Source organism: Bradyrhizobium ottawaense (assembly GCF_002278135.3).
Taxonomy (GTDB): domain Bacteria; phylum Pseudomonadota; class Alphaproteobacteria; order Rhizobiales; family Xanthobacteraceae; genus Bradyrhizobium; species Bradyrhizobium ottawaense.
Genome location: NZ_CP029425.2, coordinates 1,548,918 through 1,562,347, shown reverse-complemented (window position 1 = coordinate 1,562,347; position 13,430 = coordinate 1,548,918). Strand labels below are relative to the sequence as shown.

Sequence of the window (13,430 nt, the reverse complement as noted above, 5' to 3'; positions counted from 1 at the left end):
TCACCGCGCCAGCGATGGCGACGTTGAGGGATTGCGTATCCACACCCAAGGTGTCGTCCCGGCGAACGCCGGGACCCATAACCACAGGGAGACATTCGGCGAAGATTGATCGTTCGGTACACCGACCTTCTGCAACAGCGAGATCACGCGGTATGGGTCCCGGCGTTCGCCGGGACGACATTGTGGAAGCGTGCTCGCGCCCAACTGCTACTCCGCCGCATCGAGAATCGGCGCCACCGTCGCCTTGAACTCCGGCACCGTCGCCATGCTCTTCGAGCGATAGATCAGACACGAGCAGCGCAGCAGCGAGGCGAAATTGTTGACCTCGCCGTGATGGTCGAGGACCTCGTTGTAGAGCGTGGTCAGGAACTTGCCGACGCTCATATTCTCCCTGGCCGCGATCTCCTCCAGCGTGTCCCAGAACGCCATTTCCAGCCGGATCGAGGTGCAATGGCCATCGATCCGCAAGGAGCGGGTCTGGGATTCGTAATCACGTTGGGGCTGATGCGCGAAGAGATGGCACATGGCGTCCTCCCGTCCTGTTGCCGTTTTTTCACAATGCTACACCGCTGCCCGGCACCTCACAATCCGGACCGTCGTCGGATGTCGGCCGATCCCGGGTTGCGCAATTTTCTCGAACGCTCAATATCTTCAATGTGATAGGTAGCCCTCTTCCCCAGGCGGCTGCACGGCTGTTGCCCAACACATGCTTTTGACGCAACACGGCCTAGAATAGCGCTGTCCGCGAATCCAGATTCGTAAGCCTAAACTCAGAACCTCATGCCCGTCCGCCAATTGCCAGAACAGGTCGTCAACCGCATCGCCGCCGGCGAGGTGGTCGAGCGGCCGGCGAGCGTGGTCAAGGAGCTGGTCGAGAACGCCATCGATGCCGGCGCGAGCCGGATCGACGTCTTCACCGACGGCGGCGGGCGGCGGCGGATCGGCATCACCGATGACGGCGGCGGCATGACCGCGAAAGACCTCGCGCTCGCGGTCGAGCGCCACGCCACGTCCAAGCTCGACGACGAGGATCTGCTGCAGATCCGCACGCTCGGGTTCCGCGGCGAGGCGCTGCCCTCGATCGGCTCGGTGGCACGACTGTCCATCACAACCCGGCATGCCGGTGAGCCGCACGCCTGGGCGCTCACGGTCGAGGGCGGCGAGAAGTCCGAGATCATGCCGGCGGCGCTGGCGCATGGCACCCGTGTCGAGGTTGGCGACCTCTTCTATGCAACGCCGGCCCGGCTGAAATTTTTGAAGACCGACCGCACCGAGGCCGAGGCGATCCGCGAAGTGGTCAGGCGCCTCGCGATGGCGCGGCCCGATATCGCCTTTACGCTGGCGGGCGAGGAGCGCGCACCGGTGACCTGGGCTGCCGCGCTGCCCGGCGCGGCCGGACGGCTGACGCGGCTCGGCGACATTCTGGGCGCTGAGTTTCGCAGCCATGCCTTCGAGGTTCATGCCGAGCGCGAGGGCGTGGTGGTCAGCGGCTATGCCGCAGCTCCTGCACTGACCAAAGCCAATGCGCTCGGGCAATATCTCTTCGTCAACGGCCGCCCGGTCCGCGACAAGCTGATCCTGGGGGCGGTGCGCGGAGCCTATGCCGACTATCTGCCGCGCGACCGCCATCCCGTGCTGGCGCTATTCGTCACGCTCGATCCGCGCGAGGTTGACGCCAACGTGCACCCGGCCAAGACCGAGGTGCGCTTCCGCAACGCCGGCCTCGTCCGCGCGCTGATCGTGCACGGGCTGAAGGAAGGCCTCGCGCGGGAGGGCCGACGCACGGCCGCCAACAGCGGTGAGAGCGCGTTGTCCTCGTTCCGGCCGGCCTTCACGCCGCCGCGCCCCGCAAGCTGGGACTGGCGGGCTTCGCCGTCCGCGCCCGTTGCGCCGATGCCGTCATTTGAAGGTGCCGCCGCACCCGCTTTCGCAGAGCGCACGCAGGCCGCCTTCGACGTCGGCACGCCCAGTGCGGACGTGAGGATCGAGTCGCAGCCCATCAGCGACCTCGTCGACCGCCCGCTCGGCGCGGCGCGCACGCAGATCCACGAGACCTACATCGTCTCGCAGACCCGCGACGGATTGATCATCGTCGACCAGCACGCCGCGCATGAGCGCATCGTCTATGAGCGGTTGAAGGCCTCGCTGGCCGCGAACGGCGTGCAGCGGCAGATCCTCTTGATCCCCGAGATCGTCGAGATGGACGAGGCGACGGTCGAGCGCCTCCTGGAGCGCAGCGAGGAGCTCGCATCGTTCGGCCTCGCCATCGAATCCTTCGGCCCCGGTGCGGTCGCGGTGCGCGAGACACCCTCGCTGCTCGGCAAGACCAATGCGGGCGGCCTCTTGCGCGATCTCTCCGAGCACATGGCCGAATGGGACGAGGCGCTGCCGCTGGAGCGCCGCCTGATGCACGTCGCGGCGACCATGGCCTGCCACGGCTCGGTGCGCGCCGGCCGCAGGCTGCGGCCGGAAGAGATGAACGCCCTGCTCCGCGAGATGGAGGACACCCCGAACTCCGGGCAGTGCAACCACGGCCGGCCGACCTATGTCGAGCTGAAGCTGAGCGATGTGGAGAAACTGTTCGGGCGAAGGTGACGGTGCCGTGGTGACGGTGCCGTAGGGTGGGCAAAGCGTAGCGTGCCCACCACCTCTCTCGATCATGCGGAGATCGTGGGCACGGCGCGTTGCGCCTTTGCCCACCCTACGAGAGCGAGACTACGATCTCCTCAAAAACACGAACTCCGTGTCGTCATACGCCCGCCGCTCCAATTCCTCGTAACCTTCCGGCGTCGCGAACTGCGCGGCCTTCGCCTCCTCCACCACCAGCAGCGCGCCGGGCGTGAGCCAGCCGCCATCGCGCAAGCTTGCCAGCGCCTTCTCCGCAAAGCCCTTGCCATAGGGCGGATCGAGGAACGCGAGCGAGAACGGCTCGACGGGATGCGCGGGGCCGAGATCGGTCGCATCGCGGCGATAGACTTTCGTCACGCCGCCGAGGCCGAGCGACTCGACGTTATTGCGCAGCAGCGCCCGCGCTTCCGCGCCATTATCGACGAACAGCGTGAACTTCGCCCCGCGCGACGACGCCTCGATGCCGAGCGCGCCGGTGCCGGCGAAGAGATCGAGCACGCGCGCGTCTTCAATCGGATCGTCATAGGCGTGCACGAGGATGTTGAACACGGACTCGCGCAGGCGGTCCGCCGTGGGGCGGATGTCGCGCGAGGACGGTGAGGCGAGATTGCGCCCCTTCAAACGACCGCCGACGACGCGCATTATACGACTCCGTCATGCCCGGGCTCGTCCCGGGCATCCACGTTCTTCAGTCGGGGACGCGAGCAAGACGTGGATGGCCGGGTCAAGCCCGGCCATGACGACCTCTTGCGCGGTATCGACCTCGTCCCAACCATTGAAACTTACTCGCCATCCTTCGGCGTCAGGTCGCGCTTGCCGTGATACCCGCGTTTCGGACGGCGCGGCGGGCCGTAGCCGCTCGCCTCTTCCTCGTTGCGCTCGCGCGCCTCCTCGCTGCCGGTGCGCTGCACCAGCACGCGGCGGCCCTTGCGGTCGTTGATGACGGCACGCTTGCTGGCGGGCTTCGTCTCGCGCGGCGCATCGTCGACGCGCGACGAAGATTTCGAGGGCACGTCGAACTGCGCCCCCGACTTCTCGATCACCTTGTCGCCGAGCTGGTCGCGCAGCACGCGCGACTTGATCTCCTCGACCTGACCTTCGGGCACCTCGCCGAGCTGGAACGGACCGTAGGAAACCCGGATCAGCCGGTTCACCTCGAGCCCGAGATGGGCGCAGACATTGCGCACCTCGCGATTCTTGCCTTCGCGGATCGCGAACACCAGCCAGACATTGGCGCCCTGGTCGCGCTCCAGCGTCGCTTCGATCGGACCGTATTTGACGCCCTCGACCTCGATGCCGTTCTTGAGCTCGTCGAGCTGCGCCTGGGTGACGTCGCCATGGGCGCGGACGCGGTAGCGGCGCAGCCAGCCGGTGTCCGGCAGCTCGAGCGTCCGCGCGAGGCCGCCGTCATTGGTGAGCAGCAGCAGGCCCTCGGTATTGAAATCGAGCCGGCCGATCGAGATCAGCCGCGGCAGGCCTTCGGGCAGGTTGTCGAACACGGTCGGACGACCCTCGGGATCGTCATGCGTGGTCATCAGGCCGCGCGGCTTGTGATAGAGGAACAGCCGCGTGCGCTCGCGCTCCGGCAACGGCTTGCCGTCGACCAGAACGACGTCGTTCTTTGTAATGTCGAGCGCCGGCGAGTTGATGACGCGGCCGTTGACGGTGACGCGGCCCTGCGTGACCATCTCTTCGGCGTCGCGGCGCGAGGCAAGCCCCGCGCGGGCCAGCGCCTTGGCGATGCGCTCGCCGGCCTTCTTCGGCTTCGGCTCTTCTTCCCGGCGCGGCCGCCGGTCGAAATCACGGTCGCGCTCGCGATAGGCGCCGCGGCCGCCGAAGGCGGGGCGTTTCTCGAAAATCCTGCTATCGTCTTCGTTTTCACGGCGCGGGCGATCACCGAAACGGCCTTCGCTGCGCGGATGCTCGTGCCAATCGGAACGGCCTTCCGACCGCTCGCGCGGACGATTGAATTTCGGCCGGTCACCGCCACGCCCGCCGCGGTCGCCATCGCCATCGCGACGGGGCCGATCGAATTTCGGACGGTCCTCGCGCGGCCGATCGAATTTGGGCCGCTCGCGGAACGGACGATCGCCCGATGTGCGATCGTCGCGCGAGCGCGAGAACCGCGGACGGTCCTCGCCGCTACCTTGACGGTCGTCGCGCTTCTGCCAGGGCTTGTCCTCGCCGCGATCACGGCCGCCGAAATCCTTGCGCGGGCCTTTGCCAAAATCCTTGCGCGGCGGACGATCGCCACGCGGACGGTCGTCGCGCTTCTGCCACGGCTTGGAATCGGAGCGCTCGCCGCGGTCGCGATCAGGACCGCCCCGCGAGAACTTCCGCTCGCCGTCGAACTTGCGTTCCGGGCGGTCGCCACGCGGCGCATAGGGCTTCTTGTCGCCAAACTTTCTGTCACCGGTCCGGCCGGCCGGGCGGGAATCGTCGCGATCCCTGCGCGGCGGACGGTCGTCGCGGCCAAAGGACGGGCGATCGCCACGCGGCTTGAAGGGACGCTTCTCGCCATCGCGCGAGGAGCGATCGGAGAACGGACGGTCGCCGCGCGGCTTGAAGCTGCGCTCGCCACGCTCCGCGCCGCCGCGGTCATCGCGCTTGAAGCGGGGACGGTCGGAAAAATCGCGGCGCGGGGCATCGCCCTCCTCGCGGCGGCGGAAGGGTTGACCCTCGCGGGGCGCGCGGCTGTCGCGGTCGCCACGGGGCGGGCGGCTGTCGCGATCGCCCCTCCCTTCGCTCTTGCCCTCAAAACCGCGCTTGGCGAACTTCTTCTCGGGGCCGCGCGCCTTGCCGGAACGGCCGCCTTTGGCCGGGCCTCGCCGGCCGCGGGAATCGTTGTCTTTGTCGCTGTCGCGAGGCATGAATGATCTCACTCAAGGGGGTGGCCGTTAGGCATTGTGCGCGCTCGTTCGGAGCCGCATGCCCAGGCAAAACCGGTAAGCACTTCTGCTGAAGGCGCAGCTACTAGCAGGTTTCTGGCGATGATACGAGGCTTGAAAGCCCCCTCCTTCATGGATTTGGCGCTCAGAACGGCCGAAAATGCCGGAAAAGCGGGCGAAGTTCCGATCGGGTGCGTGGTGGTCCGCAATTACGAGGTGATCGCCACCGCGGCGAACCGGACGCTGACCGATTATGACCCCACCGCCCATGCCGAGATCGTCGCGCTGCGCGAAGCCGCGAAAAAGATCGGCAGCGAGCGCCTCGTCGACTGCGACCTCTACGTGACGCTGGAGCCCTGCACCATGTGTGCGGGCGCGATCTCGTTTGCAAGGGTGAGGCGCCTCTATTACGGCGCCGCCGATCCCAAGGGGGGCGCGGTCGAGTCCGGCGTGCGGTTCTTCGCCTCCCCGACCTGCCACCACGCGCCGGACGTCTATTCCGGAGTCGGCGAGAGCGAGGCGGCGCGGCTGCTCAAGGAGTTCTTTCGCGAGCGGCGCTAGCTGCCTGCGAAAAACTCGCGCAGCGCCTGGGCTGTCACATCCGGGTTCTCCTCCGTGAGGAAGTGACCGGAATCCACCGGCATGCCCACAACGTTCGTCGCCCATTGCTGCCAGGTGTCGAGCGGCGTCGCCGCGGCCTGTGCCACGCCGGCGTTGCCCCACAGCGCCAGCATGGGAATGGTGATCTTCTTGCCGGCTTCGAAATCGGCCTTGTCGAGGTCGTAGTCGAAATAGGCACCGGCGCGGTAATCCTCGCACATCGCATGCACGCGGGCGGGATCGCGGAACGGGGCGATGTAATGCTCGAGCGCGCGCGGGTCGATCGCATCCAATGTCTTGAACTTGGTCTGGCTCGCCATCTTGAAGCGCAGGAAGAACTCGCCATTGCTCGAGACCAGCGTCTCCGGCAGCGGATAGGGCTGCGCCAGGAAGGTCCAGTGATAGATCTTCAGCGCGTAGGCGCGGTTCATCCGCTCCCAGTAATTATAGGTCGGCAGGATATCGAGCACCGCGAGCTTCGACAGCCGGCCGGGATGGTCGAGCGCGAGGCGATAGGAGACGCGGCCGCCGCGGTCGTGGCCGGCCAGCGCGAAGTGCACGTGACCGAGCCGCTCCATCACCTCCACCATCGCCTTGGCCATCGCGCGCTTGCTGTAGGGGATGTGCAGCGCATCGCTCTCGGGCATGTCGGACCAGCCATAGCCCGGCAGATCGGCGATGATCAGCGTGAAGTGCTTGGCCAGCTCAGGCGCGACCTGGTGCCACATCACATGGGTCTCGGAGAAGCCGTGCAGGAGCAGCAGCGGCGGCCCGCTGCCGCCGACGCGGGCGAAGATCCGGCCGAAGGAGGTGTTGATCCATTCGGAGGCAAAATCCGGATAAAGGTCGGCGAGATCGGACATCTTGTTGCATCCTTGAGAGGTCAGTCGGGGCCGGCTCCGACACCTAAAATTGCGAAAACAACCCCATGCACAGTACCGGTATCATCATCGGGGTCAGTAAGCCCCGTGACTGATTACACATTCTGGGGTGCACATGTGGCCATCCGGTGACAACGACCGCGCCAAGCTAGCTCTGGACGAGTCCTCGCTCAGCCCTTGGCCTTCTCCGCCTCCACCGCCTGCCAGCCGATGTCGCGGCGGCAGAAGCCCTCGGGCCAGCTGATGCGGTCGACGGCCTGGTAGGCGCGCGCCTGCGCCTCCGTCACGGTCTTGCCCAGCGCGCAGACATTGAGCACACGGCCGCCATTGGCGAGGATCGCACCGTCCTTCTCGACCGTGCCGGCGTGGAAGATCTCGACGGTGTCCACCTTCGCCGCGTCATCGAGTCCGTCGATCCGCGTGCCCTTCTGGTAGTCGCCGGGATAACCCTTGGCCGCCATTACCACCGTGAGCGCGGAGTCCGGATGCCAGCGCAGATCGAAATTCTTCAGCTGGCCGTCGCAGGCGGCGAGGAAGGCCGGCACGATGTCCGACATCATGCGCAGCATCAGCACCTGGCACTCGGGATCGCCGAAGCGGACGTTGAACTCGAACAGCTTCGGCCCCTGCGTCGTCAGCATGATGCCGGCGTAGAGAATGCCGCGGAACGGCGTGCCGCGCTGCTTCATGCCTGATACCGTCGGCAGGATGATCTTCGCCATGATCGCGTCGTGGATCGCGGGCGTCACCAAAGGCGTCGGCGAATAGGCGCCCATGCCGCCGGTGTTCGGTCCGACATCGTGGTCGAACACGCGCTTGTGGTCCTGGGCGGAGGCCAGCGGAATGGCCGTCTCGCCGTCGCACAGCGCAAAGAAGCTGATCTCGCGGCCCGGCAAGAACTCCTCGATCACGACTTCAGTGCCGGCCTCGCCGAAAGCGCCCTCGAACATCATGGCGATGGCGTCCTCGGCCTCGCGCACGGTCTTGGCGACGACGACGCCCTTGCCGGCGGCGAGCCCGTCGGCCTTCACGACGATCGGCGCGCCCGTGCTCTGCACGTAGGCACGCGCGTCATCGGCGTTGGTGAAGCGCTTGTAGGCGCCTGTGGGAATACCGAACTCGGTGCAGAGCGCCTTGGTAAAACCCTTGGAGCTTTCGAGCTGGGCGGGGATCTTGCTCGGGCCGAACGCCTTGATGCCGGCAGCGGCGAGATCGTCGACGATGCCGGCCGCCAGCGGCGTCTCCGGCCCGACCACCACGAGCTCGACCTTGTTCGTCTTGCAGAAGTCGATCACCGCGGCATGGTCGGCGATATCGAGCGCCACGCATTCCGCCTCCCGCGCGATGCCGGCATTGCCGGGCGCGCACCAGAACCTGGTCACCAGGGGGGAAGCCGCGATCTTCCACGCCAGGGCATGTTCGCGGCCGCCGGAACCGAGCAGGAGAATGTGCATCGAAGGCTCAGAATGAAGGATTTGCTGGGGGCGGAGGTCGCACGAATCGGCTCGCGTCTCAAGGGGCTTGTCCCGAACTCCCCGCCATTCAATCTGCCCGTCATTCAGGGTACGCCCGCTCGGACCACGACTTTTCGCCGTGCGCACGATCAGGTACACGGTCTGCCGTCCCACAGCGCGCTTGCCGGGGCGGATCGTACAAGGGCTGATGGATGAACCCTGAGAAGCTGCAGCCGGGCGCTCCGGCCCTGGAGAAGGGACTGGACCTGTTGGAAGCGCTGGCGGGCGCGTCGCGCGGGCTCAGCCAGAAGCAGCTCGCCGAGTGCGTCGGCCGCTCCGTCAGCGAGATTTTCCGGATGCTGGTGGCGCTGGAGCGCCGCGGCTATGTCGCGCGGGACCCGGCGACCGGCGAATACACGTTGACGCTGAAACTGTTCCGGATCGCCTCGCAATTCCCGCCGACCGAGCGGCTGCTGAAGGCGGCGCTGCCGGTGATGGAGCAGCTCGCTTCCCGCGTGCAGTTGTCTTGCCACCTCACGGTGTTGCACGGCGAGCAGTTCATGGTGATTGCCCGCATCGAGCCGGAATGGTTGATGGGCTGGTCGGTCAAGGTGGGAGCAGTATTTCCCCTCACCCAGCAATACGCTTCTGCGAAGGTCCTGGCCGCATTTCAGCTCGAAGGCCGGCGCCAGGAGCTTGCCCATGTCATCGCTGAACACGATCGCATCAGCGCCAAGAAGGCGCTGGCAGCGCTCGACCGCATTTCCTCGGAGGGAGGAAACTTCTCCAATGACGACGGCTACACTCGCATCCTGGCCTATAGCTGCCCGATCATCGAAGCCTCCGGCCGCGCGGCCGCCGCATTGACCGTTCCACTGGTGAGGCAGGATCGGATTCCCGCGAACGAAGCCGACACCATTGCGGCCGAGCTGCGCAGCGCCGCCAGGATCGTTTCCGAGAAGATCGGCGGCGTCGCTTAAGCGACCGTGGTACCGCCGTCGACGACCCAGGCCGCACCGTTGACATGCGCGGCCTCGTCGGAGGCCAGAAACGCCACGATATTGGCGACATCCCGCGGCCGGCCATGAACAACCGCGCCGTTTCGGCGCAACGAAACGGCGTTATCGCGCGCCTGTCCCTCCAATTCCCGGATCATGCGCGACTCGATCGGTCCGGGGAGAACGGCATTGACCCTAATGCCGGTCCCGCTCACCTCGAGCGCCGCCGTCCGCGTCAGTCCAAGCACCGCGTGCTTGGACGCGACATAGCCGGCGAGCCCCGCACGCCCGCGGATCGCCGACGTCGACGCCGTATTGATGATCGCGCCCGCGCCACGTTGCGTCATTCGTGCAAGCACATGCTTGAGGCCGAGAAAGACCCCCTTCACGTTGACCTGCAGCAGCCGATCAAATGTCTCGTCGGGATATTCGTGGAGAGGAGCGACAACGCCCTCGATGCCTGCATTGTTGGCGAATATGCCGATCGGCCCCAACTCTGCTTCGACCGTTTCGACGAAGGCCGCCGTATCGAGGGCACTGGAGACATCGGCGCGGATGGCAAGCGCCCTCACGCCGGCGTCCTCGACAAGGCGCGCACTGGCGTTTGCCGCCACTTCATCGCGGTCGACGATCGCGACCGCAGCGCTCATCTGCGTCAACCTCAGCGCAATGGCCCGACCAATATCGCCCCCGCCGCCGGTGACGAGCGCCACCGGCCGCCGGTCATTTGCGGTCATGATTTCAGGAACTCGCAGCCGCCCTCCTCCAGAGGCCGCCAGGCCTCGGACGGTGCAATGGTCTTGACCAGCTTGTAGTAATCCCAGGGCTGCTTGGATTCCGCGGGCGTCTTCACCTCGAACAGATACATGTTGTGCAGCTTGCGACCGTCAGCCCGCACGCTGCCCTTGCCGAACAGGGGATCATCGGTCGGCAGCTTCTTCATTTGTTCGACGACGGCCTTGCCGTCGCTGGAAGCGCCGAGCGCATCGACCGCCTTCAGGTAATGCAGGGTCGTCGCGTAGGCACCGGCATGCAAAGCGGTCGGGTAGCGGCCGTTGTTGCGCGGTGCAAACCGTTTGGTCCAGGCGCGGGTATCCTCGTTCAGGTCCCAGTAGAAGGATTCGGTGAACTGCAGCCCCTGCGCGATCTTGAGGCCGAGCGAATGCACATCGCTCAGATAGAGCACCGTCGCAACCACGCGCTGGCCGCCCTGCGGAATACCGAACTCCACCGCCTGCTTGATGGAATTGATGGTGTCGCCGCCGGCATTGACCAACGCGATGATTTCCGCCTTCGAAGCCTGGGCCTGCAGCAGGAAGGAGGAGAAGTCCTGTGTATTGATCGGCGTACGCACCCCGCCGAGGATCTTTCCGCCGAATTTCTGCACGACATTCTTGATGTCGCCTTCCATGGCGTGGCCGAACGCGTAGTCCGCAGTCAGCAGGAACCAGCTCTTGCCGCCACTCTCGACCACCGCGCGCGCAACGCCCGACGAGAGCGCATAGGTATCGTACGTCCAGTGCACGAGATTGGGCGAGCAGGACTTGCCGGTCAGATCGGACGAGGAGGCGCCCGATACCAGCAGCGTCTTGTTGTTCTGCTGCACGACGCTGCGCACCGCGAGTGCGACGGCTGAATTCGGCGCATCGACAAAGACGTCGACACTCTGGCGATCGATCCACTCGCGCGCGATGTTGGCGCCGAGATCGGCCTTGTTCATGTGGTCGCCGCTGATGACTTCGATCGGTCGGGTCATCTTGTGAGCCGAGGCCTGAAAATCCTCGACCGCCATTTTGGCTGCCAGCAGCGAGCCCGGGCCGGTGACATCGGCATAGAGGCTGGACATGTCCGTCAACACGCCGATCCGAAGCGGCTTTGCCTCCTGCGTCTGCGCACCGAGGCCCGTCATGCCCAACGCAAGGCCGCCGGCGCCGGCCAACAGTCGGCGGCGGCTTACACGATATTGTCCTGCCATGTCCGAACCCTCCCTTGCTTTGCCCGCGCTTTCCGCGCGCTATTAGCCGCCCGCACGTACATCGCGCGCAGGCTGATCTTTTGTTTACGGGGTAAGCCGCTCGATGAGCCGCCGGTCCTCGACCTCGAACCCGCCGCCATAGACGTCCGACACCATGAAATGCGCGCCGAGGATTTCCGGATTCAGTTCGGCGATGGGATCGGACGCGCTGGCGTGCAGGGTCATGGAGGCGCGGCCCGGCACCGGCTTGGAGTATTTCAATGGCGTGCGGCGATAGACGATGTCGGCATAGGCCGTGCCGAGCCGCTCGGGATGCGGCAAGCGGCGCACGTGGATTTCACCGGCCGGCAGCTCATCGCCGTCGACGATCCTGACGACCGGTGCGGACGCGTCAGGCGTGAAGGAGAAATCGGCAAGTGAAATGCCGCGACGACGGACCCACCCGGTGATTGATCCGTCCGGATGCTCATCGAAGGCGTAGTGGGTATCCTTCTTGGTGTAGCCGAACACCTCGCGCCCCGCGCAGATCCCCATGGGATCGCTGCAATACATGAAGATATGCGTCTCGGTGAACAGCCCGTTGTAGCGCACCGGCACCGAGATCATCAGATCGAACATCTCTCCGGCGTGCACGGCCAGGGAATGGCCGGGCGAGCGCATGAAGCGGAAAGCGACGCGATCGCTCGCGATCTCGAACGGCGTGTCGGCAAGCAGTGTTGAGACCTTGCCCGGGGCGACGCGGGTCATGATCTCGACGGTGCGCAAGGTGCAGCCCCACTCCACCGGATAGGCCGGCGAATAGGGCGGATTGACCCCGCTGTTCGGCTTGAGGCGGTATTCGCCAAACACGCGCCGACGCGGATCGTCGGGATCGGTGATCACATCGCTCATCGGCTCGGCTCGGCTCGGCTCGCTCTGTTTTTATATATGATTTTATAATTGCATATATGAAATTAAGGCTGAGTCAAGCCGCGGCTTTCCGACCGCATGCGAGGCTCGCACGGTCGCGCGAGCATGGCGGTCTCCGGCAAGGCTTCGGCTGGCAGCCTCTATCGGCTGACGGCCTAAACCTGCCTCCCCGCAATAATCTCCTGCAGCGTCGCCACGTGCCTTGCGAACGCCCCACGGCCCGCAGCGGTGGCGGTGACCGTGGTCTGCGGCTTCTTCCCCACGAACGCCTTGTCCACCTGGACGTATCCCGCCTTCGCCAGCGTCTCGATATGGGCGCCGAGATTGCCGTCGCTGGCGCCGGTCAGTTTCTTCAGCCGCGAGAACTCCAGCCCGGCTGTCGCTGGCAGCGCGTTCAGCGCTGCCATGATCTTCAGCCGCAGCGGCTGGTGGATGATGTCGTCGAGCTCCGCCACGGCTAGCCCCGCCGCATCGAGAGGGCACCCGCGATCAGCGCACCGCCATTGACGGCTGCCATCCACGGCAACAGCGGTACACCCGGGATAGTGAAATATCCGATCAGCGTCAGCGCGATGATGGCCGCGCCGAGCGGTGCAAAGGCGTAGCCGAACCGAAGCCCCGCCGTCATGTAGACCAGCGTGAGGTAGACCTGCCAAAACACCGTTTGCTGGCGCGGCGAGAACCTGCCGAAAGTGCAGCAGACGAGGCCGAAGGCGGCGATCAGCAGCAGCGCCAGCAGACTGCGCCTGTCGGACAGACGGATTCCGTTTCGCGAAAGATGACAGGCGCCGAGAGCAACGAGGCCGAAGGCCGAGACGACGTACAGTGCAAACCAGAAATACAGCCCGTCATTCACCACGAACCAGCTGTTCCAATAATGGGCCCCGTAGCGCGGCCAGAACCAGATCAGGGCATCGTCGGCAAACGGCAGCACGGCCCACAGCAGCAGGACGAGGCCAGAGACCAGATAGATCTGCGACCGCCGCACAGGACGAATGGTATTCTCGCGCTCGTTCAGCGCATCGGAAGCCCGCTTGCTGTCGGTCACGGGAGCGCTCCTTCCTGGGTCTTGGCTGCAGGCCGGTGGATGATGTCGT

13 protein-coding genes are annotated in these 13,430 nt (G+C 65.7%); 3 read left to right on the top strand and 10 right to left on the bottom strand.

The window, feature by feature from the left end; genetic code table 11:
- Positions 1-207: 207 nt before the first annotated feature.
- A complete protein-coding gene (locus tag CIT37_RS07415; protein ID WP_095424803.1) occupies positions 208-525 on the bottom strand; it encodes a ribbon-helix-helix domain-containing protein in 318 nt (105 codons plus the stop codon).
- Between the two features lie 255 nt (positions 526-780).
- Here CIT37_RS07415 and mutL point away from each other — a divergent pair, with 255 nt between their 5' ends.
- Complete coding sequence (gene mutL / locus CIT37_RS07410) at positions 781-2,595, top strand: DNA mismatch repair endonuclease MutL (protein ID WP_095424802.1); 1,815 nt, start codon at positions 781-783, stop codon at positions 2,593-2,595.
- A gap of 120 nt (positions 2,596-2,715) precedes the next feature.
- Here mutL and rsmD read toward each other — a convergent pair whose 3' ends face one another.
- Positions 2,716-3,270 carry a 16S rRNA (guanine(966)-N(2))-methyltransferase RsmD gene (gene rsmD, locus CIT37_RS07405; protein WP_095424801.1) on the bottom strand — a complete coding sequence of 185 codons (555 nt, stop codon included), beginning with the start codon at positions 3,268-3,270 and terminating at the stop codon, positions 2,716-2,718.
- 140 nt (positions 3,271-3,410) lie between these two features.
- A complete protein-coding gene (locus CIT37_RS07400) occupies positions 3,411-5,498 on the bottom strand; it encodes a pseudouridine synthase (protein ID WP_161966346.1) in 2,088 nt (695 codons plus the stop codon).
- Between the two features lie 120 nt (positions 5,499-5,618).
- On the opposite strand from CIT37_RS07400, the gene CIT37_RS07395 reads away from it, so the two are divergent.
- Positions 5,619-6,077, top strand: a complete 459-nt coding sequence (locus CIT37_RS07395) for a nucleoside deaminase (RefSeq protein WP_038947486.1) — start codon at positions 5,619-5,621, stop codon at positions 6,075-6,077.
- On the opposite strand, the gene CIT37_RS07390 is transcribed toward CIT37_RS07395, so the two are convergent.
- Positions 6,074-6,979, bottom strand: a complete 906-nt coding sequence (locus tag CIT37_RS07390) for an alpha/beta fold hydrolase (protein WP_095424799.1) — start codon at positions 6,977-6,979, stop codon at positions 6,074-6,076. The two genes, CIT37_RS07395 and CIT37_RS07390, sit on opposite strands and share 4 nt — an antisense overlap.
- Positions 6,980-7,167: 188 nt before the next feature.
- Positions 7,168-8,451 carry a phosphoribosylamine--glycine ligase gene (gene purD, locus CIT37_RS07385; RefSeq protein WP_095424798.1) on the bottom strand — a complete coding sequence of 428 codons (1,284 nt, stop codon included), beginning with the start codon at positions 8,449-8,451 and terminating at the stop codon, positions 7,168-7,170.
- Positions 8,452-8,663: 212 nt separating this feature from the next.
- Between purD and CIT37_RS07380 the strand changes: the two genes are divergently transcribed.
- Entirely contained in the window at positions 8,664-9,431 is a 768-nt protein-coding gene (locus CIT37_RS07380; RefSeq protein ID WP_049801865.1) for an IclR family transcriptional regulator, read from the top strand.
- Here the strand turns inward: CIT37_RS07380 and CIT37_RS07375 are convergent.
- The 5 genes from CIT37_RS07375 to CIT37_RS07355 all read right to left on the bottom strand — a co-directional run bounded on the left by CIT37_RS07375 (position 9,428) and on the right by CIT37_RS07355 (position 13,381).
- Positions 9,428-10,186: an SDR family NAD(P)-dependent oxidoreductase gene (locus tag CIT37_RS07375; RefSeq protein WP_028140123.1), complete on the bottom strand. Its 759-nt coding sequence runs from the start codon at positions 10,184-10,186 to the stop codon at positions 9,428-9,430. The two genes, CIT37_RS07380 and CIT37_RS07375, sit on opposite strands and share 4 nt — an antisense overlap.
- Positions 10,183-11,358 (bottom strand): ABC transporter substrate-binding protein, encoded by a 1,176-nt coding sequence (locus CIT37_RS07370; RefSeq protein ID WP_085967869.1) that lies wholly within the window; start codon positions 11,356-11,358, stop codon positions 10,183-10,185. Before CIT37_RS07370 ends, CIT37_RS07375 begins: the two co-directional genes overlap by 4 nt.
- A gap of 150 nt (positions 11,359-11,508) precedes the next feature.
- A complete protein-coding gene (locus tag CIT37_RS07365; RefSeq protein ID WP_202975903.1) occupies positions 11,509-12,315 on the bottom strand; it encodes an acetoacetate decarboxylase family protein in 807 nt (268 codons plus the stop codon).
- A gap of 173 nt (positions 12,316-12,488) precedes the next feature.
- A complete protein-coding gene (locus tag CIT37_RS07360; protein WP_095424797.1) occupies positions 12,489-12,788 on the bottom strand; it encodes a winged helix-turn-helix domain-containing protein in 300 nt (99 codons plus the stop codon).
- A 2-nt stretch (positions 12,789-12,790) separates the two neighbouring features.
- On the bottom strand, positions 12,791-13,381 hold the full coding sequence (locus CIT37_RS07355; RefSeq protein ID WP_095424796.1) for a hypothetical protein: 591 nt from the start codon (positions 13,379-13,381) through the stop codon (positions 12,791-12,793).
- Between the last annotated feature and the right edge of the window lie 49 nt (positions 13,382-13,430).